Below are 26,668 nucleotides of genomic sequence, written 5' to 3'. Positions count from 1 at the left end.
GGGGCTAAGATTATCCGAAAATCCGTGGTGGAATATCTCATAGCGATACTCAAACGGTGGGGGCCTCCATGCCCGCCATATTCGACCTGCTCTACCGCGAATACTGCCGCGCCCGCCTCGCTGAAATGCGGAAGCAGCTTCTGATTGCGGGACAAGATCCTGAAAGCCTAGAAGCCGATTATGATCGAGCTGATCAGGGCAGTCTTGGCAGGACAGACACGCAGCACGAAATCAGTTACGGCGCGCCGAATTGAAGCGGCCGCGATGGCTCTCCTCGATGCCGCAATAACTATCAAGCGGCGATGGCTCGGGAGGCAACAATGAACACACCCGAATGTTATACTGTCATAGTCGCTTGCGGCTCGTCCCTCATCATTGCCTTTTTGATGGCTCTCGGGGTTTGGTAGGCGGCGCAAGGGCGCGGCGCTTCCGTGCGGCGACCTCAAGGATCAGATGAGAAGTCAAAGCTCGACCAATTTTCAGGCCGCCACCCTATCTTCTTCTCAGCCTCGCGCACCATGATCTTGAGCGCATCATCCGGCAATGGCCGCTGCAATGCTTTCGCCTTGTCCCACGGCGCGCGCATCCCAACGTCGCGCTCTTCGTCAGATCAAGAATTACCGGCATGGCGGCATTGTTCTTCAATGAAGGCGGTCCCGTACTATTACGGAAAGTCAAGATCAGCTTTTACCAGTATCAGTTGATACACATCAACTTTGCCCGATGCGGTGTTCGTAAGCTATCATCATGACTTTTCGACTGTTGCTCGCTTTGGCCTTGCTCGGCCTGAACCTGTTGTTCTGCAATGGCGCGCAAGCGTCTCGTGAGACCGACTACGCGAAGATCGGTTGGTGGCAAATTTCGTACCGAGAAGTTGATGCGCTCGCGGGGTGCGAAGCGTCGGCCCGTTTTAACGATCAGACAGAGGTGATCGTAGCTCTACTTCGGGACCGCAACACTACCAGTTGGCTCATCTGGATTTCAAATCCTCAGTGGGCCTCTTGGATCGAAAGAAAGAAAAGGCACGAAATAACGCTTGTGCCAATTGATCCTACTGTTTCGTGGCGTGATGCGTGGTACGCGAGCGATGATAACAAGCTCTACCTGCCGGCACGAAAAGAACTGATCAACAGTGTTGCGGACGCAAAGGCCTTGGCGATCTTAGATGGAAGCCAACGTTTACTCGCGCGTCTTGACATGAAAGATAGCGAGAACGCCATCAAGTCTGTCGTAAACTGTATGCAGGATCATGCTTCCCCTGCTACAGCGCAGGCGCAATCGAAAACACAGGTGTCGTCATCTTCTGGCACCGCCTTCTTTGTCACGCCAAATTTTCTTCTAACTAACGATCACGTCGTAAAGGACTGTGGAGCCGACATCCGCGTGCGGTATCCAAATCAAGATTGGCACAAAGCAACGGTTTCAAGCCGAGACGAAACCAATGACTTGGCCCTTCTGCATACTGATCTGGAAAGCCTCGAGATCGCAACTTTTCGACTTAGGTCGCAGATTGGAGAGCCTGTCGCAGCCTACGGATTTCCCTATGCCGGATTGTTGTCGTCCGGTGGCAATTTCACAACCGGCACAGTCGCAGCGCTAGCTGGCATGAACGACGACAGCCGTTTTCTGCAAACTTCGGCTCCAGTCCAACCGGGAAACAGCGGCGGTCCCCTTCTTGACATGTCGGGTAGCGTAATCGGGATCGTCGAGGGGCAGTTGAACGCTCTCACTATGATGCGGTTTGTGGAAAGCCTGCCACAGAACGTCAATTTTGCCATTCAAGCACCAATCGCCGTCAATTTTCTGGCAGTGAAGGGACAAACGCCGAAAACCGACAGTTCCGTTACGCGCGCTGATCTGTCATCAACGGAAGTAGCTGAGCGAGCGCAAAAGTTCACAGTCCAGGTCCATTGCGGCGAAGCTCCGGCACAAACTAGCGATGCATCCACAGTCAAGCAGCAAAGTCCTCCGCCGGTCCCTTCACATGAGACACTTGAAGCGCAGGCGAAGCAACTTGCTTTATCGATCCAGCGGCTATGGTCAGGCCCGAACTCAGATGCTCTTGCTGCGATGGATGAACTCTATCAAGGCGACGTGAACTACTACGGCAAGCAGATGACCAGAGCCGAAATTATGAAGGAGAAGCGCGCTTTGGCACGATCTGCTCCGACTTTTTGCTCGCGACATGATCGAAGCACTTCAGGACGAACCGCAATACGTCTCGATCCATTCCGACAAATTGCAGGCGCGGTGCTGCTTTGTCTAAGCCTTCCTTGCGGTCACGTTTCGCGAAATGCCCCCAATTTGCGGGATTTCATTTCTTCGAGTGCGATTGATCGGCATGCGTTCTTCACTTCGGCGAGTGTATCGAACGCCACGCCGCAGGCTGTGCAATGGACCGGATCACTCTCATCATCGGGCGTGGTGATCAGGTAGCCGCCGCAATCGCTACAGTGGAATTCGAAGTTGAAGTGATATTGATCAGGGCAGTTCGGAACTTGCTCGTAATCTATGATCGAAATCGAAAGCACGGGTGCGGCTCGCCCCATCGCCGCTCTAAGCCCTTTCGAATGTGGAAAAAGTAGATCGCGATACTGCGGGTATCGACTGGCTAGGTCTGTCAGCGTGCCGCCTCCGTCTTCCACTATCATCCGGTACTCAATCAGGAACGGCAGAAAATCTCCGCCGTTGATAGGTATCTGGCCAATTTCAGAGGCCATTGTCGTCTCGGGTGTTTCGTCCATGTCTATGCCAAGTGAACGCCAGGGCCGGGGGACGGGCACCCAACATGCATGCTGCATCGGCACGATCTCTGTCGGTCGGTCCCTGCCTTCGTGGAATTCACCGTGCCGGAGCAGCCATGCGAGCGGCGTGCCCCTCTGCATTGTCACCGACAATTGCCAGCCTGCGATAACGTCGTCGTTGGACATGGGGGTCTGTCGCGCTGATCACTACGCCGTGCTCGGACCGACGCCGGTCTACTGTCGGTGGTGGACGTTGGAGGACGCTGCCGGAGATCGCGGCTCACTGCCTTCGCGGGTCAGGGTCGTAACTTCCGCTTCCAAGGCCGTTGCGGCACGGCAGAGTGGACGCTTCGAGGCTCGATCGTCGGTGGAACGCCCAATGGGCGACTGTCCTTGATCCGTTGGAGTTCTTCCTCTTCCTCTCGTTCCATTTGCTCGAAAGCCCGATGCACGCGCGCATTCTCTTCGAATTCCCTGTCTTGCTCGGCTTGCCATTTTGCGAGTTCGACCGGGTCCTCCGGATCGGCACACCCGTTCCTGCGCATTTCTTCGACCCATTCGTCGAACTGCGCCATCCGCTCAAGGTCTTCTGCTTCCACCTGGCGCAAGTCTCTGAGTATCCGCCCGGCCCTTGGTTTGTCGGTCATCGAGTGCCCCCGTCTTCGGGATACGGTATAGCAAGTGGATGAGCGCGCGGAAGCCCTCCGTTTGGCGTGGGGTGTGCTCGCAACGTGCAACTGCCGCGCCGCAAGCCGCGATGGCGCTGCCTCAACGGCCCGGTCCCACCAAGGCGGGATCGGGGCACGCTTTGTCACGCGTTCTCTAGGCCACCATCCACACGCAGGCCGACTGCCGCGAGCCCGAGCAGAGATAGACGACGTAGAAGTGACCGTCCGACGCCCAATAAGAATAGAAGCATTGCATTGCGCCCGTGGGTGACGCTCAATCGGCCCAGCGTCAATTGGGACTTTTCCCAGTGCCGCATGAGACCTTCGACGTAAGTAGAAGCCCGGTATCCAAGTCGCGCGCAATTGGCGCTAAAACGCAGTTCGCACCGGGGCTGGCGATTTCAGTAGGGCAAAGCATACTCTTTCCGGTGGGCCGCAGAGCAATCTGCGGCCATTTTGCTTCGGCTCTGTGATCCATCAACGATGGTAGTCGGCGCGGCGGGGGATCAGCGAGCGCAGCGCGGAAGCGCGGATGGCGGCTATGGTGATCATGCAAGGAATATAGGCGAGTTCGCCGCATTCAGTCTTGCGCGATAACCTGCGCCGCGATCGTCTTCCGGCCCGCGCGCTTGGCGGCGCTAAACCGATGCGCTCCGTCAAATATCCGGTAGCGGTATCGACGACCGCTCTGCTTAATGATCAAGATCGGTGGCGCGGGTTGGCCCGCGCGCAACATGGCGACATACCGGCCCACGTCGCCCGGCTTCGCGCATCGAAGCGGTTCAATGAGCCGAAGGGCAACGCGGACGATCTTGGTGCCCATCAGCCGCCGCCTCCGATCTCGTCAACGCCGCCCTGATCTCCGCGTCGATCTCCGCAACGTCGGCGCGCGTCAGATGCGGCAGCCGCGCGGCGACGCGGCTCGGGATCGCCAACATGCCAGCCCCCACCGCCCGCGACGACGGCAGCCTCGACCAATTCGCCACTCATCTTGCGGTCCTTCAATCGGCAAGGTTCGCTTGCGCGGCGGCGAGCCTGCCGCGCTGCAAAGTCGCGGCCTTCAATGCTGGCGCTCGCTCGGATGCTGGCCTTGCCATTCATGAGCCTCGCAATCTCAATCGCTTCGGTCTTTGGAGCCGACGCCTTGCGTCAATACGACTGATCGCCGCACAGAACCTTCATGGGTTCTCGCGGGCGTCGGTCAATGTGGCGTCCAATTCGGCTACCAAGTCCTCGCTACTCAATCCCTTGGCGATTGCCGTGTTGGTTAGCTTGTCGAGGATGCGGCCAAAGATGGCGGCGGCCGCAGGCGATTGTCTGCCGAACGCAGTTTCACATTCGAGCCATAAGTCAGCCAGGCCGATTGCCGCCATTTCCCTGATCCGGGCGTGAGCTTCATAATCCGGCTGTTCCATTAGGTTGATCTCCCATTTGTCAGCCCGCCCACGCGATATCATCCAGCCGATCGTTCAGCAATGGATCGGCAGCTGACTGCCGGTTTGCCGCCGCCCGTCGCTCTGCTCTCGCCTTGCTCCCGTTCGGACGGCGCGGCGCGCGGACGATCGTCGAAGGCTCGAAGGCTTGCCGCCTGCCGCATGATCCGCAGCGCAGTTGCTTCGTCGAAAGATCGGCGAGCGACGCGGTGATGGTGGCGGTGTGGCCGCACTTGCAGCAGCGGACGGGCCAAGACTGAGCGAGGGGAAGCAGCATGCGCGTGACGTTACGCCGATGGCGTTACGCTGTCACGCCGGTTAAGTTGCAGTCACACAAAATCGGGGGCAGCGCAATTGAAGATCGCCGTACCATTGGCCCTATTGGCGTTACTGCTCGCGACGCCGAGCCGAGCACAGTCGGGGAAGGACTTGTTCAATCTTTGCACCAGCGACAAGCCGGTCGAACGCGGGTCCTGTGAACTCTATATTTCTGGATTTGTTCATGGGTTCGTCGCTGGCAACGATCTTCACAATACCGTCTGCCTTCCAGATGATGTGAGCGGACACAAGGCCGCCGACATCTTCAAGCGTTTCTTGTCCGACGTTGACGATGCTGCAAGAGCGGGAAAGGTGCCCGCGACCAATGAGAACCGGTTTTTCACCGCCCGGCAGGAGGAGGCGCTCACGGCAGTGCTCGCGATGACTTATCCGTGCCCCGCCAAGAGATAGACGATAGTTCGCGCTTACGCGCTCTCAGGATTTCCTCGCTTCACCCGGCGCTCCGCTTCGCTCGCGGACAGCAACCGGCAGCCTGCCCTTTCCTATCTGTGCGGAGGCTTGGTGCGTCCCTAACAGTCCCGCGCTGTCGCGCGGCGCTCGCCTTCGCTCGCGCATCTCGGTTCTTACTTTCCCTGTCCATGACGGTTGGTGATCGGGAGGCGGGGCACACTTCGCCCTACGCGGGGCGAAGCGTCGTCTGGCATGACGGCCGGAGCCACGGTGCGCAGACACACTGGATCGGCGAGCTAAAGGTTTTAGAAGCTAAACTCTTTCGCGCCGGGGTCAGCCGGTCGGCGCTCTCGCTACTTCATCTGGCGGCGGGGGCATCGCAGCCGATCCAGTGGCCGCGCGTCCCGTGCGGCTCCTATGCGGGCCGCGTCCTTGCATTCCTGCCGGTGCCCTCCGGCTTGTTCCACACCGGTCATGCTCCCGGCGATCGGCCCTCTAGGCGGGCTGGCTATGGACGCAAAAAGCCCGCGCGCGGGGTTAGCCGCAGCGCGGGCTCATCGTTTGTAACTGTCGGAAAAAGCCGTTTGGCTTCAATGCCCCCGCTTGGGGGCGTTTGTACAGCCAAGCGCTTGATTGTGTTTCACATACCCACTTCGCTAGGGAGCGCCAGCAAAATCAATTACTTAGCGATCCGCCCCGCCTCGTGTCCAACATACGTCCAATAAACGACTATGGACAGCTGTGGCTTTTCTGCTCGCCACGGCGTTCGTGATCGCCGTGATCTCGTTTTCGATGCGCATGGATCGGCCGTTGCGCCCTCGCCCCGGAGGTCAGGATCGGCGGGATGCTGACTGCCGGCTGCACTCGGCGTTAGAGCTTATTGATTTCAGCAACCCTCCGTAGTTTGCCCCGTACTCACCGCATGGGCGAATCGTTCAACATGGGGTTGCGCATCAGGGCCAGAGAGCAGCGTCGTGAGCCACAGCGAAATCGTCGACAAGATCATCGAGCAGCTGCGTATCCAAGATAAAAACGGCGGATATTTCCATCAGGAGCCGTACAAGAGCGACTTCTTCAGGCTCTTCGTGGAAGCGGCCGAGGAAGGTGATGGGTTGAGAGCTGATCGCCTATGGAGTCTAGTCGGCGAGCGGGCGCCCGAACTGTTTAACGGAAATACTTGGCCATTGCTGCTCGATGCGTGGCCGGAATGGGACTACGCCTGGTCCTACGTCAGGTGGAGGAGAGCTAGCTTGCTTTGATCCCGGGGCCGCCTATGAGCATCCTCCCTGGCCAGAATCGCGCTAAGGCTGGTTCATGAAGCTCACCACCGATCGCCCTTACGCCAACCTGGAAGCCGCAGCCCGCAAGTTGGTCGAGATCGCCGCCAGCATGGGGCCGAGACCTATTGCCGCTCTTCGTATTTGTCGCAGCGAGGATCGCCTCGCTTCACCCGGACAAGCTCCCAGAACATCGGCCCGTCACAGTGGAGCAGCGTGTATTCCTTGTAAGAAGGCGCTGGCACGCGCCAGCAAAGAGCCTTACCGCCGGGCACTGTGTACGTATCCCCGCGGCTTGTCGTGTAGCTGCACGCCGACTCAGGCGTCTTGATCTTCTCTTGCGCGTGAGCTTGGGCCAGCGAGGCCAACGCGAAGAACGCCACCGAAAACACGCGCATTTTGCTCTCCTCCACAACCGTGCGGTCGTAGGCCTCGGAGATAGGGCGGGAACGTCGGCGCCACGACGGCACACTGTCAAAGCTGCAGCATACAGCTCCCAGAAGCGCGCGCGAAGAGCCGACTTCCCTCATCTTGCGCCCGGCCACGCTTACCCTCTAGCCTGTCGGGCTGGGGGGAATAGAAGGCTGGGGGCGGCCTTTCGAGGATCCGATTAAGGTGGGCGGCCGCAAGCTGGTGACGTTGCGCGACGCCGGCGAGTACATCGCAGGGCTTCCGAAGGCCGAGCACGACGCGCCGGAATGGCAAGCAGCCGTGGAAGCGCTGATCCTGGTAGCCGAGAGCGGCGGACCAACGATGTTTGCCCGTATCGGCATTATGCGCGCCTTGAACCGCGGGAAGACGCCACCAGATGCCGGACCACGATACAAGAAGGCCAAAGCGTATAGGGTTGTCCGATGACAGTCTTCGTATACGTCAACACAAGCAAGCAGGTCGGCGATCCAGACCACATCAAGGTGTTTGGCACGCTCGATGCCGCGGAAAGATGGTTCTATGAGAACGACCCCGAGGGCGTCGCTTTTGAATATGAGGTGCTGGAATAGCGGCCCGCCAGCGTGAAACGGCGGGCCAAGCCCTTACTGTTTGGTTGGTGATCCGCCACGCAGTGCCTGAACGTTCTGCAGAACAGTATTTGTGATGTTCGCAAGATACGTTTTCGCTTCTGCCTGAGTGTCCGCCGGCAAGTGCCTAAACGCCTGTTCGGCATCAGCGTTCAGCACCTCGACAATTGCCTTCGCCTTCGACAACTCAGGATCATTCCCTGCGCTGGCGAGCAGGAAAGCTGGGCGCGACTACTCTTCTCTCGAAGTCAAGCGGCATCCGCCAGGTTTAATGCCCGACGGCCTGACCCTGGAGCCTTCCGGAACGGCAGGCTACCGTTCACGATGTCGGGGCTGCGAGGACGAGTCAAATTTTGCGTTTACACTCTCACCCTACAGGCAAGATACATTGAACGACTGTACCCGGGCCGGCAGTAGCAGAGGCCCATATTCGTCCCCCATGAGCTTCGACGATCGATCGGCAGATCGATAGTCCCATGCCCATGCCACCAGGCTTGGTGGTGTAGAATGGGTCGAACAGGCGGGCAGCACTCTCCGGGTTCAGTCCCGGGCCCGAATCCTGCACGGTGACAAGCACCCCGCCCGATGCATCTTTCCCGGTGCTGATTAGCAACTCTCGCGCCCCTTCACTGACCGCGCTCATCGCTTCGACGGCGTTGATGGTCAGGTTGAGGATTACTTGTTGCAGTTGGACTCGATCTCCTTGAATGAGCGGCAAGCCCTCCGCGAGTTGTGTCTGCACCGAGACGCCGTTCTTTAAAATTTCGCCACGGGTCAGGGCAATGACCTCAAGGATTGCTCCGTTGATCTCCAAGGCATCCTTCCGTGGGGCCGCCTTCTTGATTAGGGCACGGATCCGCTCGATGACGTCGATGGTTCGGTTGCCGTCCTTGACGGCGGCACCGAGCGCCTCCCGGGCCTCCTCGAGATTTGGCGGCTGGGCGTTTAGCCAGTTCAAGGCAGCTTTTGCATTGTTAACTGTCGCCGCGACTGGCTGCATGACTTCATGGGCAATCGAGGCCGACAGCTCTCCCATCGTCGTGACGCGATTGACGTGCGCGAGCTGCGTCTGCGCCTGACGCAGCTCTTCCGACGCTAACATCAGCTGGTTGGTCCGTTCTACGACACGTTGTTCGAGTTCCTCATTGAGCCCCTTGATTTCGGCCTTGGCTCGCTTGAGCGCGGCGGTTTCGACAATGTCCCAATTCCCGTGTCGCCTTGCGAGGACAAACTGGTGTGTACGCACCACATCCAGGATTTCATGAGCTCCGCACGTCGCAAGCGGGTACGTGCACAGCAGGGCAAGGCTCTGATTGCCGATAACCTCGTTGAGACCATCTTCATAGTCGCAAAAGTGTCTCCAGAAGTCCTTCTTTGATAGCCAGGTAGTATCCGCGGTCGCTCTCATGCCGGCGTACCCTCTGGCCGATACGCGAGCGAACTTCTCATACAAAGCGTCTGTCACTCTCTTGCCATCAAACGTCCCGCCCTGGAGAAACCAATCGCTTGCCGACCCAATTTCCATCCTGGAGTCCGCCAGGTGTCGATCAAGGTCAGGCACCGCGGCTTTCAAAGCAGCTGTGGCTTCTTCGATCGTAAAAGGCTCGGCGACAACCCACAGGCAGTACTCCTCCCTTCCCAAACCCGACTTGAAGAATTCGATCAACGTGTCGAGGAGATCCTCTCTCGTCTCATAGAAGAGGCAAAAGTGGGCACCCCAGGCCACCATGTCGCCAACGGCGTCGATTCCGGTCTTCCGCATCTCTGTTGTCATTGGGTCACCTCCAATTTCCAACGCTCCTGTTGCGCAAAACCAAAGTTCTACTGCGGCCGCAGCAGCAGTAGCGATTGGCGTTTTGCATAATGGTGCTCTAGGTCAGTATCGAATTTCGACCCGAGCGGGTCGGGAAGGTTAAGCCGACTTCTTGTGGTCGACCATGAATTTCCTCCTCGGGATCGAAAGGCGCCACGAACTTTTTGTTGCTGAGGCAAGTGTCAGTGATGCTGAGAGTCGATCCATGGTCTGAGACGCATCGGGCTTTACCACAGCGCGCATTCTCGTCGGCTAAAGTCGTGGGTTTCTCATCGCCGTATCCACCAATGATCGATTAGGCGACGACATCCGCTTGTGGCCCATCAGCGAAGTGACGCCCCGGCTGATGGAGGTCCGCTTATTGGGGGCATAGCGGACCAGATTTGCTCACCCTGAGTTCTTCGCATTTTGACCATAGGGGACGCCCGCTTGCAACGCTGGAATTATCTATTTTCAGCCTGCGCGTGCCTTCAACGGGGTAGTACGGGCAGATACACTACGCCATCATGTTGAGAGGACTGACATGCGGCGGCGGCAGTTTATCGGTCTAATTTGGGGCGCAGGGGCGTCGTTGCCTTTAAGGGCTTTGGCGCAGCAGCGCGAGAGGACGCGGCATATTGGCGTGTTGATGCACTTGTCGGCCGATGATCCGGAAGGTCAAAGCCGCGTTGCTGCCTTTCTCCAAGGGTTACAAGAAGCAGGTTGGGCCGTCGGCCGCAATGTATCCGTTGACGTCCGATGGGCAGCGGCGGACATTGAGGTGATGAAACGAGCTGCGAAGGAGCTGGTTGCGCGTCAACCTGACCTCCTATTCACGAGCTCAACACCAGCCGCTGCGGCGATGTTGGAAGCTACCCGCACCATTCCCGTCGTTTTTGTATTGGTCGCCGATCCGGTTGGAACGGGGCTGATTGCAAGTCTTCCGCGGCGCGGCGGCAATATGACAGGGTTTGCTCCAATCGTACCTTCTCTTGGTGGCGGTGGGCAGAGCTAATCAAGGAAATCGCGCCTTCCGTCCGTCGGATCACGATGCTGTTTAACCCGTTATCGGCGACCTTCATCGAAAGCTATGCCGACACTTTCAAAAAAGCGGCGTCGTCGCTGGGCGTCGAAGCTGAACTTGCACCCGTAAAAAATATGGACGCAATTGAGGCCCAGGTCACCGGTGAGGCTGGTAAGGCAGATGGCGCTTTCGTCATCATACCCGATGCCTTCACAGAACTTCATCATGCGGAGATCATCTCCCTGACAGTGAGACATCGTGTTCCCGCTATCAATTGGTCCCGATCATTCGCTGAAGGCGGCGGCTTGATCTCCTATGGTCCCAACCTTGTGGAGGAATATAGGAGGGGGGCCACTTACGCCGATCGCATCCTTAAGGGCGAGAAAGCAAGCGAACTTCCCGTTCAAACACCAATCAAGTTTGAACTGGTCAATACGAAGAGCGCTAAAAGTCTTGGTCTTGTTGTCCCTTTAGCGCTTTTGGCTCGTGCCGACGAAGTGATCGAATGACCGCTTCTGGCCCGACTCGGACCTTCGGTGAGGTCCGCTATAGCGCCGCTATCAGGGGCACAGCGGACCTCCTCCGCGCCTGACTGCGGCGCGGGTTTATGAAGTACGTACCCTAGATCAAGAGCAGATCACGTGTCGCCCCACCGCAATTGGGTGCGGCCCGCGGTATGGACGTTCGCCAAAGGCTCTGGCCCCGACGTGGGCCGTCGGGGCCGCAGCCTCAGACCCTGTAGTCAAGCGGCTTGAAGCTGAGATGCTTCACGCCCTCGGGCGCATCCGCGAGTTTGCGGATGTTCGCCCACGTCTGCTTGTAATTCGGGATGATGAATTCATTCACCCCAGGCGAGACCGCGTTTCCCTGCACGCCGGTCGCTTGCGCGAGGAGCATGAACGTCTGCTTCGGCTTGGCGGTCGGCGTCGGATAGACCATGGCCTGGGTCGAGCCATTGTCGTTGTAAACCTCGACCAGATCGCCTTGCTTGAGCCGCAGCTCGTCCATGTCTTGCGGGTTCATCTGGAGGTAGGGATATGGCATCCGATCTGTGACAAACTCATTGTCCTGGTCGAGGTAGGAGCTCTGCCAGGTGACGTTGGCGCGGCCGTTGTTGATGAGGAACGGGAATTTCTTCATCTCGGCTTCTTTGCCGGGAGCCTGCAAGGCGCGCCACTGCGTCTCCATGAATTTGGCCTTGCCGTCCTTGCTGTTGAACTTGCCGTCGGCGTAAAGCCGCTTGGTGCCGAGGATCCGCTCGGTGCCGGTCGTTGCCGGCGACACCGCCGCTGTTGTTGCGGCGCCCTTTTTCTGGACGGGCTCCTTCCCGCGGGTTCCTTCGATGGCCGGCCCCTTCAGGACCTCCCCCGTGGTTGTGCCGGTCGAGGTGCCAGCAGCGACAGGGCCTGTGGTCTCGAGCCCGACCGCGGGCTCCTGGAAGCCGTTCGTACCCATGGCCCGCAGCCGGGCATAGGTGACAAACTCGCCGCCCTTCTCATGCTGATGATAGCCGTCCATGAAGGCATCTTCTTCGGTCTGCCAGTCGAAGCCCTTGAAGTGGTCGGCAATGCCGGCTTTGCCCTGTTCGCGCAGCACCCGTTCCATGTGGTTGGCGATGCGCGCAGCGATCAGGCAATCGGGCATCGCCTGCCCCGGCGGATCCATGTATTTCTCGGTCAGCCGCATACGGCGTTCGCCATTTATCGACGTGAGATTGGCCTCTCCTGAGGTCGCCGCCGGCAGCCAAACGTGGCTCGCTTCACCAATCTTGGTCGGCACGATATCGACGTCGACCGCGAACAGCCCGCCATTCTTGAGCGCGTCGACGATCGCGCTGATCATCGCAGGCCGGTCGCCATAGGGCGCCGTCATCATGGCGTCCTTCACCATGTCGGTACGCTTCTTGTAGGCCTGCTTGAACTTGAACGCGTTCAGCGTGGTCTTGTAGTGATCGCATCCCCAGATGTGATGGACACCGCACTTACCTTCGATCAGAAGCTGGTCGACATACGCGGCGGGCCGTCCTACATGTGCGTCGGACGGCCGCGAGTAGCCTTCCTGGTGCCCGCCCATGCGCACGCAACCGCCGCCCGGCCGGCCGATATTGCCGGTTGCGAGCGCGACATTCACCAGGGCGCCGTTGGTGCGGTAATTGTCGTTGCCCCAGATCAGGCCCTTCTCATACGCAAACATCGTTCGCCCACGCGCATTAGCTGCCTTGGGCTGCGCAATCCACTCGGCGGATTTGCGGATTTCATCGGCCGTAAGACCTGTAATCGTCGCGGCCTCTTCCAGGCTGATCTTGTTGACAGCTTTCATCTGGTCGAAGTTGGTCGTCGACGCGTCAATGAAGGCTTTGTCGAGCCAGCCTTTCTCCGCGATGTAGGTCATCCAGGCATCGAACAAGGCGAGGTCGGTGCCGGAATTGATCGCCAGGTGCATGACGTTGTCCTTGCCGGCTTCGACCTCACAGACGTTGACCGTCACCGTGCGACGCGGATCGACAATGATGACCTTGGCGCGCTCCACCGGCTCCGAGCCAAACTCGGCCTTCTTCTTGTCGAGCGAAGTGCCGCGCAGGTTCGGAATCCAGTGATTCAGGAAGTAGTTGGTCTGGGTCTCGAGCGCGTTGGTGCCGACCGCGACGATCGTGTCGGCCAACTCGGCATCCTCGTAGCAGTTGTTGAGCTCACCCACGCCCATGTCGCGGGTGGCGTGGACTTCCGAGTTGTACGCCGGACGATTGTGAATCCGGATGTTCTTCACCTTCATGGCGCCGAAGTAGAGCTTGCCGGTGCCCCAGGGTGTTCTCATAGCCGCCGCCGGCGCCGCCATGGTCGAACGCCGAGACGAACACGCCGTCTTCGCCCATGTCGTTCATGACCGCGACCGTCACGCGCGCGACGAGGTCGAGCGCATCGTCCCAGCTTGTGGGCTGCATCTGCCCATAGCGCCAGACCAAGGGATCCGTGAGGCGCTGCAACTGCGTATTGCGCTGTTGGGAGTAGCTCATCTCCGCCATGCGCGCGCCGCGGACCGAGCCCAAGCCCGAATTCACGACGCAGTCTTCGTCGGGCTTGATGACAATGTGCACACCCTGCCCGTTCTGGCGCACGATGTTGTACATCGAAGGGGAATACCAGGCGACGATCTCCGCGCCCTGCTGCTTGCTCAGATCGGCACCGAACTTGTTCTGATCGGGTGCCGTACCGCCCTGTTTACAGGTGGACCAGGTGTAGGCCTTGTAGCCGCATCCGACGATGCAGTAGTGGCAGGTGACGTTGGATTCCTTGGCGTCGGCAGGGATGATCGGCAGCCGGTCGATCTGACGCTTGTAGGCCATGGTCGTTCCTCCCCTTAGAGCACGTTGGACAGGCGGCCGTAGAGCAGTTCGTCCACGCCTTCGGCGTTGATGTCACCCTTGTCGTCGACGCGCAGCACGTATTGAGGGAGATTCTGCGTGGCCTGGCCCCAGATCTGCTGGCCGCCCGGCTCGCAGTCGAACCGGGAATAATGGCCGGGCAGTTCATAGTCCGATCGGCTGCGCTGAAAATTGAGGGTGAAGCCCTTGTGCGGGCAGATCGTCGTGAAGCCGACAATATCGCCTTCGGCGCCGACCCCGCCCGCACCGCAAATTGGGCCGCAGCCTGGTGCCGCGACAGGCCACCTTTGACCACAGCCCTCACTAACCGCTCACGAAGGTCGTTCGAATAGGCTCGTCCCATCCATGCTGGCCCCTTCCCAGCATGTTGAACCAGAAGCCTTCTGATTTGGGAATCCTCAATCGATTCCAACTAACCCATCACCTTTCGGCGCTTGCAGGAGCGGCCGTCCGGCCGACTGACTCCCTTACGCATGGGACTTAGGCTCGCCGCGTCAAGTTGATATTCGCTCCGGCGCGCCCAAAAGGTAATTAATTTATCCTGAAGATGTCGTTCCGGCTTTCGCTTGTTCGACTGGCTGTCGGCGATTCAGCCCCAAGCGGCTGTCGACAGAAGCGTCTGCAGTCACAATCGAGCAAGAGGGAAAGATGAGCGAGCCGAAGCAACGAATTATCGAAAGTAATGGTATCCACCTCAATATCGCTGAGCAGGGCGAAGGACCGGTCGCTTTGCTGGCCCATGGCTGGCCCGAATCCTGGTACTCGTGGCGACATCAATTGGGCGCCCTTGCCGCAGCCGGCTTCCACGGCGTAGCCCCGGATATGCGCGGCTATGGCAAGAGCGACGCGCCCGAGGCGATCGACAAATACACGCTGTTTCATCTCGTCGGCGATATGGTCGGCGTTCTCGACGCTGTCGGGGCAGAGAAGGCGGTAATTGTCGGTCACGACTGGGGGGCTATCGTCGCTTGGCAGGCGGCGCTGCTGCGGCCGGACCGCTTCAGGGCTGTGGCGGGCATGAGCGTCCCGTTCTATCCACGCGGCATGTCGCTTCGAACCGCGCTCATGCCGCGCACGGAAAACGCGCGGTTCTACATGCTTTACTTCCAGGAGCCAGGACTCGCCGAAGCGGAGTTCGGGCGCGATCCGCGGACCACTTTACGCAACCTGCTGTTTGCTGGGTCGGGCGATGGTGTGGCGCTCGCACGAGCCGCTCAGGCCGTCAGAAAATTTCGCTCTGGTCCCGAACGGCGGTGAATCCCTGCGAGGTTCCGGCGCACCGGCAGCATTGCCGTCTTGGATCACCGAAAAGGATATCGACTTTTATGGAGAGGAATTCAGGCGAACCGGCTTCCGCGGAGGCCTGAACTATTATCGCAACATCGATCGAAACTGGGAGCTGCTCGGCGCGATGGCGGGCCTGCGGGTTTCGGTGCCAGCGTTATTTATGGCCGGCGATCACGACCTGGTGATTTCCTTTCCCGGCACGGAACAGGTGCTCGCCAACCTCCAAAACCTCGTTCCCGGTTTGCGCGGCATCAAGATGCTGGCAGGCTGCGGCCATTGGACCCAACAGGAGCGGCCTGAAGAGGTCAACGCCGCGCTCTTGGAATTTCTTAAATCGCTGCCGATCACGGATGACGGAGCATGATCCGGACTGAGGTAGCGCAAAGCGTGTGGCGGTTTTCCCAAAAACGCATGCCCTCGGGCTCGACCCGAGGGACCATGCTCCAACAAAAACATAGAGCGGGATGACGATTCGAAGAAAAGTCATCACGCTTTAGCATGTACGGGCTACCGGCTACTGTTGCCCAGGCGCGGCCCTCACGCCGCCCACCCGCGCCGCGACTTCAGCCGATTCAATCGATTTCACAGGCTCCGGATATGTCTCGGTCGCAACGGCACTGCCTACCAAGCGCCCCTGCGCTGGTTTGTGCTTGAGCTCGACCAGCGCTGCGTTGCCCGGCTGATCAAGCACATCGGTGTTGACGAGATTGGTGAGTCGCAATTCGTCCCGTGACAGCTCATGCAGATCTTCCCATGGCGGCACGTTCAGCGACAGCGACAACAGATCGCCCGCGCCGCCCATGTCAAAGGTGTATTTGGCGAGACGCCCGATATCGCGTTCCACGATCGTCAGATCATCTGCGCTGTAGGTCGCGGCTCTGGCGTGATTGGCGCGGTCGCCCATCCATATCTGATGCACACGAACATGAGCGGTCTCGGGCACGTAACGCGTCTTGCCGGACAGAAGCAGGAACACGCACATCGATTCGCAATAGGCCACGGGCGCCATGTTGAGAGGATCGCCCTGCACCGTATTAGTCTGAACGCTGGCGCCGACAGTGGTCAGCACGCCGAGATTGCGCCAGCGCCGTCCCAGCGCGATCGAATCGTTGACCGAACCGCCGCTGGAATCCAGCACGATTGTCACGCCGCCGAGCTGACGGCCGCGCGCGAATTCGTCAAAATCCCTTGGACTCTCGGCCGTCACGATGCCGACGGCGCTGATCCAGCCCCGGCAATTCGGCTGGCAAGCGACCCAGCTAAACTTCATCGGCAAATTGCGTCCTTCGACGGCAACGCCGGCATGCGCCGAACCGCTCAGCATGGCCACCAATGCGATGCAGAGCGCAGCGCCAATGAGTAGCATCCAACCTCGGATTTCCGCCCAAGGAGCGACATCAGAGCTTACATCCGAGATGCGGGCGCACTCCGAGGATCCGGCCCGCGAGACGACCATGATTCGGGCAACCTCCGCCTGACTATCGAGTGGAGCTGGCCACATCGCGGCGGCGCACATACAGCGGCGACAGCTGGTACAGTCCGTCCGGCGGTACTGCTCGAGAATCGAATTTCAGCCAGGGCTGATGCTTGGCGCGCCATTTCGGACCAGGACCGCGCATGTAGTGTAGCTCGGGCCGGTAACTGTCGCGCACGTCCAGAATCAGGTTGCGAACGACGCTGGCGAAGCCGGAGGCTGACGCAGCCGTCCTGCGAGCAAAACCTGACAATGCGATTGCATCCATGATTCTCATCGCGGGAACTCCTCGATTACGGCTCGATAGATCGGGCGATTAGCACCCGAGCGTAGTCACGACAGGAGAACCAAGCTATTGCGCAGAGGTCGATCGCGTACGGTCTATTGGCTAAGAAGAGCAAAACCTAAGTTTAGGGTCTGCCCACCCGAGCGTTGGCCGGCCTACAGGCCGGCGCTTTTTGATCCGTCTCCGACCGGCCGCGATGCAATGCGGCCCTGCTCACCTACTCTGCGGCGATGCAGCGTCCTTCCTGCACCGACAACATGATGCTAGGTTCGACCTTGGCAGGAAGTACTTGCTTGCTTCATACCGAACGGGAGAACAACATGCCTGAGAGCGTCTATAAGGTGATTGAACTGATCGGTACCAGCGACGCATCCTGGGAAAAGGCCGCCGCCAACGCAGTTGAGCAAGCTGCAAAATCCCTGCGAGATCTTCGAGTTGCAGAGGTCGTCAAACTCGATATGCAATTGGACGCCCAGGGAAAAGTCGAAGCCTATCGTGCCAAACTCAACGTCTCATTCAAATTCGAGGGCTCCTGACCTGAAGTAATCTCGCTTCATGGCGGGGTTGTCGACGGCCGATCGACCTCGCGCCAAACTAAGGGTTAGCGCGCCCTCGCCAGCCCCGCTTCGGCATGTGGGGGACGGCTACTTGGGGCAAACAATGAAAAAGCTCTTCGCCTGTGTGGTGGCTGTGGGCTGCTTTTTCGCTCCCGTCGCGCAAGCCCGTTCCGTATACGACGGTTTTTGGGGCCTCATTTTCGTGACGCAAAGAGGTCCTTGCGATGCGACCTATAATTTCTCCGTCAACATCACCAATGGAATAGTCACACATCCGAATTTAGTCAGGTTCAGAGGCTACGTGGCGCGTTCGGGCACAGTGCGGGCATCGGTGACTGTTCAGGACAAATTCGCTTCCGGGTCAGGCAGGCTCTCGGGCAATTCTGGCCGTGGGATGTGGAGTGGATATTCCGGAAACGCACGCTGTTCAGGTTACTGGACCGCGCAGCGAAACTGAGGCGCTGGGCAGTTTTTTCGATGGGAAATCACTCCGCTGCGAGCGCATGGTGTTGCATCGTCAATCCGAGACATCCCCACACATCGACTAGCGCTTCGGCAAGCGCGTCGATCAGCGCGTCATCATGGTAGGGCGTCGGCGTAATGCGCAGCCGTTCGGTGCCGCGCGGGACGGTCGGATAGTTGATCGGCTGGACATAGATGCCGTGCTCGGCGAGCAGGAGATCGCTCGCATCCCTACACTTCTCCGGATCGCCCACCATCACGGGCACAATATGCGTCTCACTGGGCATTACCGGCAGGCCTGCGGCATTAAGCACGGATTTTATCCGCGCCGCACGCTCCTGATGGCGGTTGCGCTCCCATTGCGAAGTCTTGAGGTGCCGGATCGCCGCGGTGGCGGCGGCGCAGACTGCCGGCGGCAGCGCAGTGGTGAAAATGAATCCCGGCGCGTAGGAGCGCACCGCATCGATGATATCGGCATTCGCCGCGATATAGCCGCCTAGACAGCCGAATGCCTTCGCCAGCGTGCCCTCGACTACGTCGATGCGGTGCAACGCCCCTTCCCGCGCGGCGATTCCGGCGCCGGCCGGGCCGTACATGCCGGCCGAATGGACCACCACAGCTGAAACTCGTCGGAATTCCGGCACCAGGTGGCAGAACGCAGGGACCGCGGTTCTTTCCACCGTAGAGCCAATCCGGCGCGAAAACTTCTGGGTAGGATTCATCGATCCAGGTCCGCAGCTTGGCCCAGTATTCGAAGCCATCTGCTCCGATCCATTCGCGAACGGTGCTTTCATCGGGCGATGCTGATTTGTCGGTGATCCTGTCGCCGATTTGCGGAAGCGTACTAATCATCGGAAGACCTCGTGTTGATAGTCCCGCGGAGGCCGGAGGGTTAAACGGGCGCTTGTCAAGACTTGTCATGGGCCCTCAGAATGCCGCCGGTGCGACTTTGTCCAGAGCAGGGAGAGCATTGCGATACGGTCTGCCGATCCTCGAGAGCACGGCTGATCAAGCAGCTACGTCTCGAAGCTCTCGCACGACTGTCAAGTCGATAGCGTCAATTACCTTCTCGCTCGCTAGCGGAGCTTGGCCCTCTTCAATAAACGCGGTGGCCTGCAGCGGAAGGAATTGCAGCGTCTTCAGCCCAATAGAGTTCAGTGCCAGCGTCAGATAGGGCGTGAGAAAATCAGGCTGATTTGCTCGCTCTCCGGTGAAGACGCCGCCGGAAGCGACGCCGATAAAAACCGGACGATCCGGAAGCATTCCCACCTTCCCGGCGGGCGTCGACTCCATCGTGCGGCCAACGCGCAGGACCTGGTCGATCCACGCTTTGAGAACCGAAGGCATAGTGAGGTTGTGCATGGGCGTTCCAATGACAATTACATCGGCCGCCTCGACTTCCCGAATGAGCGTTTCGGCAAGGTCCAAAGCGCCCTTCAGCGGTGCCGCCAGCGTGGCCGGCGATGACAGCGTATCCGCGTAGTCAGCCGTGGCGTGAGGCAGAGGATCAGCTCCAAGATCACGCCGCCTGATGCTCGCATCCGGCGCAACCTGAAGAAGCTTTTTGACGATCGCCGCCGAAAGCTCACGGCTATGCGATTTCGGGCGAGGACTGCTATCAATATGGAGGATATTCATGCGACCGATCCAAATGGCTAGGAAGCTCTTGCATCAACCGCCTCCAGAGCTCCTTGGAGGCGGTTGATACCACTGGCAGGCTCAGATCGAGCCGGCCGGTGCCACTGCGGGGAAGTCCTTGTCGGGATTGAACACGTTGTTGAAGAAGTTCGTCAGCGAGTACATTGCCACAAGCGCGACGATCTCAATGATGTTCGCATCCGTGTAGCCCGCATCGCGGACCGCTTGCAGATCGGCGTCTGTGACATGGCCGCGGGTCTCGATGATCTTGCGTGCAAACTGGACAGCGGCATCCCGCTTCGGATCCCTGGCGTGACCCTTTCGGGCGAGAATAATGTCCTCGGCCGGCAGCTTGGCCATATGTTCGGCCGTGAAGCTATGCACCGTCAGGCAATAATTGCAGCCATTCACTTCGGAGACGGCGAGGCCGATACTGTCACGTGTCTTCACGTCGAGCGCCTTGCTCAAGGAGCCGAGCAGTGTGGCCCACGCGTTGAACGCGATAGGGCTCTGCGCGAAGGCCGCCATCATATTCGGCGTGAACCCGATGTTCTTGGTGAACGTATCGAGGGTCGGTTTTGAATCGGCCGGCACGTGTTCCGGCTTCAGAGCAGCAGCTCTGGCCATGATATTTCTCCTTAGAGTGATTGACTTCGGGGTTGGTTATGCGAAGTGCAGCACATCGGCCACGGGCAGGCGCGGCTTCTGCGGCCAGTTGCCGGGCCGCTCCGGCCCGACGGTCAGCAGCATGACCGGGATTTCGTCTTCGGCCAGGCTGAACTCTCGGTGCACGGCCTCTGCATCGAAGCCGATCATCGGTGTCGACCCCAGGCCTAGCGAGCGGGCCGCATAGATAATAGCCGCGGCGCCGAAGGTCGCGGAGCGTACTGCCTCGTCGCGCTGGCGCTGCGGATGATTGTCGTACAGGCCGCGAGCAGGCCCCTCCCATTCCGGCACCAGATGTGCCGGCATGATTCCGGCTTCCACGACTGGGGCTAGGCGCTCAGGGACGGTGCTGGCATCGGCCAACTGGCCGACGATGATGAAGGTAACGGCTCCCTCGGTGATTGCGGGCTGATTCCAGGCGATCGGACGCAGCCGCGCCTTCGCTTCGCTTGAGCGCACGGCGATGAAGCGCCAGTTCTGCAGATGGAAGGATGTCGGCGCTGAAGTCCCGATCCGCACCAAGTCGCGGATCTGATCATCGCTTAAGGTCGCGGTCGAGTCGTAGTACTTGGCAGCACTGCGGCTCAGAATGGTTTCGATGACCGCGTTCGTCGCCAGCGGCCCCGCGGGCGAAGCAGAGGGTCGGGGCGCGATAGCAATTTCGTTCCTTTTGGCTCGACCGCAGATGTCCGCGATGGCGCCGGTTGCGGGATCGGCAGCGGTTGTAGCGATGTAGTTCATTGGGTGGCTCCATCATCAAGTGATTACGGAGCGCAATTTACGGCCGGTCATGAGAATTTCGAGACTGGATTTGCTCAATATGATGCGCGAAAGGATCAATCTGAAGCTGATGGTCCCAAGCCGCTCGAAGCTACTCCTCGCCCTTGTGCGCGAGTTGGCGCCATTCCCCAGGTGTCATTCCCATCCTCTCAGCAAATACGCGCCGGAATGCCGAAACGGATTGATACCCGACCGTCTCAGCCACAGCTTCCGTGCTGATCCTTGGCTTCTTCAGCTCGTTGGCGGCCACACTCATGCGAAGATCGGTCAACAGGTCGAGAGCGGAGCGACCTAACTTGTCCTGAAACTGGCGCATGAATGTAGCGCGTGACATGCCGCACAAATCGGCCAGTTCGGGAAGTTTCCAAGGTCGCGTCGGATCAGCGAACATCGCGGCAATGGCCGGTGCCAATCTCGGATGGCCAGCAAGGGCCAACAAGCCTTCACCGGATTTTCCGGCTTCGCTCGCGGCGCGTAGAACCAGAGTGAACAAGACCGAAGAAAGCGCGTTGAGAATGGCGCGTCCGCCCGCTCTGTCACCAGCGGACTCCGTTCGCATCAGGCCGACCAGTCCGGAAAGTTGACTCGATGCCGACGCGATGTCCTCTTCTTCGTTGCTTTTCATAGCCCGCACGACCAGATTTGCTGGCAGGTAGTTGCGGATTAATCGATCGTGGGGTGGCACGACGAAAAACCGTCCGCACAGCAGATCTAGTTGCTCACCCGGTCCATCGTTCTCGCTCAACATCCATCCTGCGGAGCCCCTGCTTTGGCGCGTGCTGATCGGCGTTTCGCCGCTGCCGTCGTGCAGCATATGCGACGAACCGTGAGGAAGCAGCACGATATCCCCGCTCCCAAGCTCCTGCACCGTTCTCGATTCAGGGTCCTCGAAAATCGCCCGGCCCTTGACTATGACATGGTAGGGGATCTCGTTCGCCGCCGCCCTGGGCCAGATAACACGCCATGGCGCGCCGTAGGCGCAGCGGACCTCAAGCTGGCCGGTAACGGTGATGATTTGCAGGAGATGACTCAACCAGTCGACTTGAGACATAAGACCTCGAGAACCTGAATCGCCCACGCAGCATATCGTATTGCGCCGAGCGCGCCTCTGATTACTACGGCCCGGAGATCAGCTCGTATTTCCGACGATATGTGTCCCTGATCTCTTCCTGGCTCCGAGGAGGATCAGCAAAGACATGAGCGGGAGAAAGAAGCCGTGAAATTGAAGTGGCTTCAATTCTGACGACATGATGGACACGATACTCCGGGCCGTTCGTCGCACGGACCCAGTCGGGAATCATAGAAAACTCGTCATTTCCCGGTGGCAAAACCACGGCACGCCCGTCTTCATCGAAATCGGTTCTCCGACCCACGTTCTGAAGGTACGGTTTGCGTGGTGCTAGGGGAAACATCGCAGAACTAGCTAAAACCATTCGTGCTGTTTCATGATTTGCTGTCGCTTCGAACGGCCGGATACAGTGGAGAAGCAGCGCGGCGGAGAGAGCACCAGTCAATCCCCATTGAGAGATAAAGTATCTTGCTTCCGGAGCGCAAACCCACCGGTTGAGATCCGGCCGGACACTGGGATCTCGCTCGCGAAGGCCAAGAAAGATGCGCGCGCCCGGGGACATCGAAATATTCGATTTCGTTACTGAACACTGCAAGCCGCTTCGCGACAGCGGCACCGACGCGTCCCATCCCAAGGAATGTCTGCAATGATCCGGGTTGGCTCGCCGGCGATCTCATGGTCGCCAAGCGCGCTGTACGGGTGCCTACGATCGAGTACAACTGAGGGAAGCGTGAGCGGCACCAATCACTACAGCTGCTCGTCGCCACACCTCTTCGATTGCCGTGGACGGCGCACAAATTCAATGTTCTTCGGTCTCGAGCCCACCGACATGCTTCTGGATGTAGAGCTCCAGGCCGATGCGGCCGATCAGGTCGAGCTTGGTTTCGAAGAAGTCGATGTGATGCTCTTCATCGCTCATCAGCTTCTCGAACAGATCGCGCGTGACGTAGTCCTTGACGCTATGGCAATAGGTCGCCGCCTCCTGATAGAGGGCCCGCGCGTCGGTCTCGGCGGCGAGATCGCACTCGATAATCTCCTTGACCTTCTGGCCGATGCGCAGGGGATCGAGCACCTGCATGTTTGGGAAACCGTCGAAGAAGATGATGCGGTCGGTGAGCTTGTCAGCGTGCTCCATCTCCTCGATGGACTCCTTGCGCCAGACCTTGGCCATCTCCAGGAGACCCCAGTTGTTGAGGAAGCGGTAGTGCAGCCAGTACTGATTGATCGCCGTGAGCTCGTGACGCAGTCCCTTGTTAAGATACTCGATGACTTTGGGGTCGCCCTGCATGATGAACTCCAAGACTTGAGGCCGGTTCTTGGCCTTCGCAAGTTTAGGACGATTCCGAGGTAGAACAAGCAGGCAGGCATTCTCTGGGCACGAAACCGAGAGGCACCTATCCAGCAAATCCGCGGAAGTTAGGCGCTGTGGGCGCGAATTTGGGCTCATTCTGCGCGTCATCCATGGTCCGGCGATGCGGGCGTGCTGGCCCGACAGGCTACTGCACGTTCCCTGTACGCCTCGTCGATGATCGTCCTGATGGTGTGCGCGCAGCGGCCGCATTCGGCGCTGCAGCCAAGGCGTCCATAGATCTGCTTGGCGTTGGCGTCGTCAACCGTGTTTACGGCCTGGCGAACATCGCGGTCGCTGAGGATATTGCAGGAACAGATGATCATGAAACGCGAAAAAGAACCTTCAGTGATGCGGCGTCATCGATATGGGACGGCGCGAGTGCGCGTTGGAGGCTCCAAACAAGGCGGAGATGATTGAGTGGCGACCGCCATGGGAAGTCAGCCTTGACCTTTGATCTTTGGAGGGCCGAAATCTGTTTGATCACTCGCGGCGACCGCTAACTGCAGAGCCGACGGAGGACACGGGAGCGCCGCTCCGCGCCGGCCAAAGATTAACGCTCTCGGTTAACGTAGATGACACAACTGGAATCTGCTGACCTTGAGTAGCAGCCACCACTGCGTTTCGGGTGTTGTTGAAGACCTCCTCGATCCCCTTCGACGAATCCATCTGCGTAAGAAGAGCGGTCATCAGCTGACTATGTAGTTCATCCGGGTCTTCGACGACCTGGCCAGGCGCTGCTGAGCTCAGGATGAGCGCGTTCTCACTGGTTTGAATGGGTGCAAGTCCGTGTGAGTAAGTCCTGAAGCGTCGCTCGTAGGGATTGCGGCGTGAGGCCTCAATGACTACGAGCCTGACGCGAGCTCCGGAAGTCTCGAGTTGCGAAAGGAGACGGTCAATGCTTACGCCTTGGCGGCGGACATCCTCTTCACTCCAGATCTTCGCATCAACTGGGATTAAATAATTTTGTCTGTCAGATTGGACGCCATAACCTCCGAAATAGACTAACACAATTGAGTTCAAACGTACTCTTGCCTTTAGATGATCAATTGCGCAGGTCATGTCGAGACGCGTCGCGTTGTCAAGGGCGTCGACCAGAAAGCCGTCTTTGCGAAGAGCATTCGTCAAACCTTCCGCATCGCGTGTCATTTGGGGAAGAGGAGAGTCGGCATCGGGATAGGTTGAATTGCCAATCACCAGAGCTAGCCGGTTTGCATCGAGGGGTGCGGATTCACCAGAACAGACGGACGCGCTCATGGGCGGGTTATGGGGCTTCTCCAACCGCATTGTCCCACCAAGGCCAGTTGAGAGTAAGCCGAGTAGGACCGCAACCTCGCCTAGTATTCTGGGAAGTGTCATTCCATTATGGTCTCCTCCGCTTCACTGAAGAGCCGGTCCTCCTCAAGATGGCTTGTACCGCCAGCATTCGCGCCACGTCGTCGCATCCTTCAATTGCGTCGCGCCGTCCAGTAGCCCGAGCATCGCGCCGCTCCTGAGTGGCCGCTCCAGGTCCCCTGACCGGACGTTGCGAACAGTTTGCCCGCACCCGTGGCATATTTATCTTGGACAGTTACCGAAGCGCGAACCGCGCCGGATTTTGCGACGTAACCTCGAAATCTCACGAGATTGGGATGCGTGACAATTCCGTTGGTCACATCGACAGTAAAGCTGTAACTGGAATCGCAGGCTCCTCTTTGCGTCACGAAGACAAGGTCCCAGGAGCCGTCGTACGCCGAGCGCCCGTATGCTGCCGGTGCAAAGACAATGATGCAGCTTGCTGCCGCGATCAGAAGCCAACGCTTTGTCATGATAGTTCTCCTAAGTAAAGCAGACCATGTATTCGAGCCGTCCAGAAACGGTCCGCATTCGTCCTGGACCGGTACGCTTGCTGATCGACATATGGGACTTTCGCGTGCAGGGCGTTTGGCCAAACCCGGTCCTCAGGCCGGCGCTCGGGGCGATGTCCTTCAGCCACACCTCGACGCTGGCATGCTCCTTCGTGAGCCCGCGCGGCCGGATGCGTTCGCGTTTCGGAATGGCAATACGGCGCATTTGATCTTCCTACTGTAGACCGCAAAGGATTATTCGGTCGGTGACGATGCGGGCCGTCACTGACGCCGACCGTCTCGGCCAGCCTAGGGCGCGTCGTGCCGCGGCGATCATGTTTCTTGATCATGCAATCGATAACAGCAGGTCATCGGCTGAGCACCGACCGGGGCTCTAATGTCAGTGTCCCGGACCTCGTCCTCAGCCGCGCCCGACTCGCCACGCTGACCGAGGAGGAGCCGGCGGCGCGGAGCGCCCTCACTTGGTTTTCCAGATCTGGGGTGCGCTATCTGACCGGCTCGAAGGGAGGTCGATCCTGGTAGCCTCGGCCGAAGCCGGCAGTCTCTCCGCAGCGGATCGGCGGCTCGGCGTCCCCCTAACGACCATCAGTCGGAAGGTCGCTGATCTGAAGGCGCATCTCAACACCAAGCTGCTGGTCCGCTCCGCGCGGAAACTGTCGCTGATCGAAGCGGGGCTTGCGGACGTATCCGCGTGCAAACGCATCCCGGGACAGGTCGACGAGGGGAGTCGCAGGCCTCCGGGAGTACACCGTCCCGCGCGCGACGCCGGCGGCGACGGCGTCGATCAAGTCCTGTTCCAGCAACGTCAGACCCGTCTCCTAGGGCAAGTGAATCGGCCCCGGCAGATTGAAGCACCTCCACTGTCGATCTGGCATCGTTTCGATAGCCGGAGGTGATTGGACGGTTGACGACCCGGCGCCTATCTTCAATGCAGAACAAAAAGGAGTATCGCGAATGCCAACCTACAGGGAAAAACCGGAAGCGGTCTCGAAGTTGACTCGCGAGCAATAACGCTCCCGCAGACTGACGGGACCGAGCGCCCCTTCGCCAACGACTACTGGGACAACATGGAGCCTAGTCTCTACGTCGACGTGGTTTCGGCGGGGGCTCCGTTTCTTGGTCGACGCGAGAGCTGATTGCAAACACCAGTCCCATGACTTCGCTCTACAGTAACGCCGGTTTCTTC

At 59.1% G+C, this 26,668-nt stretch carries 31 protein-coding genes and 3 pseudogenes; 12 read left to right on the top strand and 22 right to left on the bottom strand.

All coding sequences use genetic code 11. The annotated features are described in order from the left end of the window. Positions 1-68: 68 nt before the first annotated feature. Positions 69-254, top strand: coding sequence for a hypothetical protein (locus BLV07_RS37820; protein ID WP_176946027.1), 186 nt, complete (start codon positions 69-71; stop codon positions 252-254). A gap of 188 nt (positions 255-442) precedes the next feature. Here the strand turns inward: BLV07_RS37820 and BLV07_RS37815 are convergent, their stop codons facing one another. After that, a complete protein-coding gene (locus tag BLV07_RS37815; RefSeq protein ID WP_244551352.1) occupies positions 443-586 on the bottom strand; it encodes a hypothetical protein in 144 nt (47 codons plus the stop codon). A 161-nt stretch (positions 587-747) separates the two neighbouring features. Here BLV07_RS37815 and BLV07_RS37810 point away from each other — a divergent pair, with 161 nt between their 5' ends. Further along, positions 748-2,436 carry a S1C family serine protease gene (locus BLV07_RS37810; RefSeq protein ID WP_091896248.1) on the top strand — a complete coding sequence of 563 codons (1,689 nt, stop codon included), beginning with the start codon at positions 748-750 and terminating at the stop codon, positions 2,434-2,436. 604 nt (positions 2,437-3,040) lie between these two features. On the opposite strand, the gene BLV07_RS37805 is transcribed toward BLV07_RS37810, so the two are convergent. The 3 genes from BLV07_RS37805 to BLV07_RS37790 all read right to left on the bottom strand — a co-directional run bounded on the left by BLV07_RS37805 (position 3,041) and on the right by BLV07_RS37790 (position 4,827). Further along, positions 3,041-3,391, bottom strand: coding sequence for a hypothetical protein (locus tag BLV07_RS37805; RefSeq protein ID WP_091896245.1), 351 nt, complete (start codon positions 3,389-3,391; stop codon positions 3,041-3,043). A 601-nt stretch (positions 3,392-3,992) separates the two neighbouring features. Continuing rightward, positions 3,993-4,235, bottom strand: coding sequence for a ParB N-terminal domain-containing protein (locus BLV07_RS37800; protein WP_091896243.1), 243 nt, complete (start codon positions 4,233-4,235; stop codon positions 3,993-3,995). A 355-nt stretch (positions 4,236-4,590) separates the two neighbouring features. Further along, the gene (locus BLV07_RS37790; RefSeq protein WP_143035628.1) at positions 4,591-4,827 is read right to left on the bottom strand and encodes a hypothetical protein; all 237 of its coding nucleotides are present in this window, start codon (positions 4,825-4,827) and stop codon (positions 4,591-4,593) included. A 372-nt stretch (positions 4,828-5,199) separates the two neighbouring features. Between BLV07_RS37790 and BLV07_RS37785 the strand changes: the two genes are divergently transcribed. Continuing rightward, positions 5,200-5,574, top strand: a complete 375-nt coding sequence (locus tag BLV07_RS37785; RefSeq protein ID WP_091896234.1) for a Rap1a/Tai family immunity protein — start codon at positions 5,200-5,202, stop codon at positions 5,572-5,574. Between the two features lie 974 nt (positions 5,575-6,548). Beyond that, on the top strand, positions 6,549-6,833 hold the full coding sequence (locus BLV07_RS37780) for a hypothetical protein (RefSeq protein ID WP_091896231.1): 285 nt from the start codon (positions 6,549-6,551) through the stop codon (positions 6,831-6,833). A gap of 143 nt (positions 6,834-6,976) precedes the next feature. On the opposite strand, the gene BLV07_RS37775 is transcribed toward BLV07_RS37780, so the two are convergent. Continuing rightward, positions 6,977-7,249 carry a hypothetical protein gene (locus BLV07_RS37775; RefSeq protein WP_143035627.1) on the bottom strand — a complete coding sequence of 91 codons (273 nt, stop codon included), beginning with the start codon at positions 7,247-7,249 and terminating at the stop codon, positions 6,977-6,979. 217 nt (positions 7,250-7,466) lie between these two features. Between BLV07_RS37775 and BLV07_RS37770 the strand changes: the two genes are divergently transcribed. Continuing rightward, positions 7,467-7,709 (top strand): hypothetical protein, encoded by a 243-nt coding sequence (locus tag BLV07_RS37770; protein WP_244551351.1) that lies wholly within the window; start codon positions 7,467-7,469, stop codon positions 7,707-7,709. Beyond that, complete coding sequence (locus BLV07_RS48045; protein ID WP_176946026.1) at positions 7,706-7,852, top strand: hypothetical protein; 147 nt, start codon at positions 7,706-7,708, stop codon at positions 7,850-7,852. Before BLV07_RS37770 ends, BLV07_RS48045 begins: the two co-directional genes overlap by 4 nt. 385 nt (positions 7,853-8,237) lie before the next feature. On the opposite strand, the gene BLV07_RS49910 is transcribed toward BLV07_RS48045, so the two are convergent. After that, entirely contained in the window at positions 8,238-9,644 is a 1,407-nt protein-coding gene (locus tag BLV07_RS49910) for an MEDS domain-containing protein (protein WP_091896221.1), read from the bottom strand. A 562-nt stretch (positions 9,645-10,206) separates the two neighbouring features. On the opposite strand from BLV07_RS49910, the gene BLV07_RS49905 reads away from it, so the two are divergent. Together BLV07_RS49905 and BLV07_RS49900 are read left to right on the top strand one after the other, a co-directional pair. Then, positions 10,207-10,677, top strand: coding sequence for an ABC transporter substrate binding protein (locus BLV07_RS49905; RefSeq protein ID WP_091896218.1), 471 nt, complete (start codon positions 10,207-10,209; stop codon positions 10,675-10,677). A gap of 35 nt (positions 10,678-10,712) precedes the next feature. Beyond that, positions 10,713-11,195, top strand: a complete 483-nt coding sequence (locus BLV07_RS49900) for an ABC transporter substrate binding protein (RefSeq protein ID WP_091896216.1) — start codon at positions 10,713-10,715, stop codon at positions 11,193-11,195. A 220-nt stretch (positions 11,196-11,415) separates the two neighbouring features. Here the strand turns inward: BLV07_RS49900 and BLV07_RS37750 are convergent, their stop codons facing one another. The 3 genes and pseudogenes from BLV07_RS37750 to BLV07_RS37745 all read right to left on the bottom strand — a co-directional run. Next, on the bottom strand, positions 11,416-13,458 hold the full coding sequence (locus BLV07_RS37750) for an arsenate reductase (azurin) large subunit (protein WP_244551354.1): 2,043 nt from the start codon (positions 13,456-13,458) through the stop codon (positions 11,416-11,418). Further along, complete coding sequence (locus BLV07_RS49275; RefSeq protein ID WP_244551350.1) at positions 13,376-14,029, bottom strand: hypothetical protein; 654 nt, start codon at positions 14,027-14,029, stop codon at positions 13,376-13,378. Before BLV07_RS49275 ends, BLV07_RS37750 begins: the two co-directional genes overlap by 83 nt. Positions 14,030-14,043: 14 nt before the next feature. After that, positions 14,044-14,310 (bottom strand): annotated as a pseudogene (locus tag BLV07_RS37745) (arsenate reductase (azurin) small subunit); the annotation flags it as partial. A 406-nt stretch (positions 14,311-14,716) separates the two neighbouring features. Here BLV07_RS37745 and BLV07_RS49270 point away from each other — a divergent pair. Together BLV07_RS49270 and BLV07_RS49265 are read left to right on the top strand one after the other, a co-directional pair. Then, a complete protein-coding gene (locus BLV07_RS49270) occupies positions 14,717-15,325 on the top strand; it encodes an alpha/beta fold hydrolase (protein ID WP_244551349.1) in 609 nt (202 codons plus the stop codon). Next, positions 15,258-15,719, top strand: coding sequence for an alpha/beta fold hydrolase (locus BLV07_RS49265; RefSeq protein WP_244551355.1), 462 nt, complete (start codon positions 15,258-15,260; stop codon positions 15,717-15,719). Before BLV07_RS49270 ends, BLV07_RS49265 begins: the two co-directional genes overlap by 68 nt. A 150-nt stretch (positions 15,720-15,869) precedes the next feature. Here the strand turns inward: BLV07_RS49265 and BLV07_RS37735 are convergent, their stop codons facing one another. Both BLV07_RS37735 and BLV07_RS37730 read right to left on the bottom strand, forming a co-directional pair. After that, positions 15,870-16,721 carry a COG3904 family protein gene (locus BLV07_RS37735; protein ID WP_244551348.1) on the bottom strand — a complete coding sequence of 284 codons (852 nt, stop codon included), beginning with the start codon at positions 16,719-16,721 and terminating at the stop codon, positions 15,870-15,872. A 112-nt stretch (positions 16,722-16,833) separates the two neighbouring features. Next, entirely contained in the window at positions 16,834-17,097 is a 264-nt protein-coding gene (locus BLV07_RS37730) for a hypothetical protein (RefSeq protein ID WP_091896212.1), read from the bottom strand. Positions 17,098-17,435: 338 nt separating this feature from the next. On the opposite strand from BLV07_RS37730, the gene BLV07_RS37725 reads away from it, so the two are divergent. Then, positions 17,436-17,651, top strand: a complete 216-nt coding sequence (locus BLV07_RS37725) for a dodecin family protein (RefSeq protein WP_091896288.1) — start codon at positions 17,436-17,438, stop codon at positions 17,649-17,651. 506 nt (positions 17,652-18,157) lie between these two features. On the opposite strand, the pseudogene BLV07_RS48405 reads toward BLV07_RS37725, so the two are convergent. The 11 genes and pseudogenes from BLV07_RS48405 to BLV07_RS46895 all read right to left on the bottom strand — a co-directional run. Continuing rightward, positions 18,158-18,745: pseudogene (locus BLV07_RS48405) on the bottom strand (aminotransferase class I/II-fold pyridoxal phosphate-dependent enzyme); the annotation flags it as partial. Then, positions 18,743-18,986 (bottom strand): annotated as a pseudogene (locus BLV07_RS50480) (DUF3788 family protein); the annotation flags it as partial. The pseudogenes BLV07_RS48405 and BLV07_RS50480, both read right to left, overlap by 3 nt. A gap of 156 nt (positions 18,987-19,142) precedes the next feature. After that, a complete protein-coding gene (locus BLV07_RS37710; protein WP_091896210.1) occupies positions 19,143-19,772 on the bottom strand; it encodes an FMN-dependent NADH-azoreductase in 630 nt (209 codons plus the stop codon). Between the two features lie 81 nt (positions 19,773-19,853). Further along, positions 19,854-20,399 carry a carboxymuconolactone decarboxylase family protein gene (locus tag BLV07_RS37705; protein ID WP_091896208.1) on the bottom strand — a complete coding sequence of 182 codons (546 nt, stop codon included), beginning with the start codon at positions 20,397-20,399 and terminating at the stop codon, positions 19,854-19,856. A 36-nt stretch (positions 20,400-20,435) separates the two neighbouring features. Next, entirely contained in the window at positions 20,436-21,179 is a 744-nt protein-coding gene (locus BLV07_RS37700) for a nitroreductase family protein (protein WP_244551347.1), read from the bottom strand. Positions 21,180-21,309: 130 nt separating this feature from the next. Further along, entirely contained in the window at positions 21,310-22,269 is a 960-nt protein-coding gene (locus BLV07_RS37695; protein WP_091896206.1) for an AraC family transcriptional regulator, read from the bottom strand. 817 nt (positions 22,270-23,086) lie between these two features. Beyond that, a complete protein-coding gene (gene bfr / locus BLV07_RS37685; protein WP_091896279.1) occupies positions 23,087-23,575 on the bottom strand; it encodes a bacterioferritin in 489 nt (162 codons plus the stop codon). Positions 23,576-23,742: 167 nt separating this feature from the next. Continuing rightward, positions 23,743-23,961 carry a (2Fe-2S)-binding protein gene (locus tag BLV07_RS37680; protein ID WP_091896204.1) on the bottom strand — a complete coding sequence of 73 codons (219 nt, stop codon included), beginning with the start codon at positions 23,959-23,961 and terminating at the stop codon, positions 23,743-23,745. A 157-nt stretch (positions 23,962-24,118) separates the two neighbouring features. Beyond that, a complete protein-coding gene (locus BLV07_RS37675; protein ID WP_176946025.1) occupies positions 24,119-24,892 on the bottom strand; it encodes a caspase family protein in 774 nt (257 codons plus the stop codon). Positions 24,893-25,083: 191 nt separating this feature from the next. Next, a complete protein-coding gene (locus tag BLV07_RS37670; protein ID WP_091896199.1) occupies positions 25,084-25,443 on the bottom strand; it encodes a hypothetical protein in 360 nt (119 codons plus the stop codon). Positions 25,444-25,453: 10 nt separating this feature from the next. Beyond that, positions 25,454-25,687, bottom strand: coding sequence for a DUF488 family protein, N3 subclade (locus BLV07_RS46895; RefSeq protein ID WP_143035626.1), 234 nt, complete (start codon positions 25,685-25,687; stop codon positions 25,454-25,456). Between the two features lie 256 nt (positions 25,688-25,943). Here BLV07_RS46895 and BLV07_RS50175 point away from each other — a divergent pair, with 256 nt between their 5' ends. Beyond that, positions 25,944-26,378 (top strand): LysR family transcriptional regulator, encoded by a 435-nt coding sequence (locus BLV07_RS50175; RefSeq protein WP_349525541.1) that lies wholly within the window; start codon positions 25,944-25,946, stop codon positions 26,376-26,378. Positions 26,379-26,668: the final 290 nt, after the last annotated feature.

The sequence above is a fragment of the Bradyrhizobium sp. Rc2d genome, from assembly GCF_900099855.1.
Taxonomy (GTDB): Bacteria; Pseudomonadota; Alphaproteobacteria; order Rhizobiales; family Xanthobacteraceae; genus Bradyrhizobium.
Note: the sequence above shows the minus strand (reverse complement) of the source record. Positions and strands in the feature narration are given on the sequence as shown.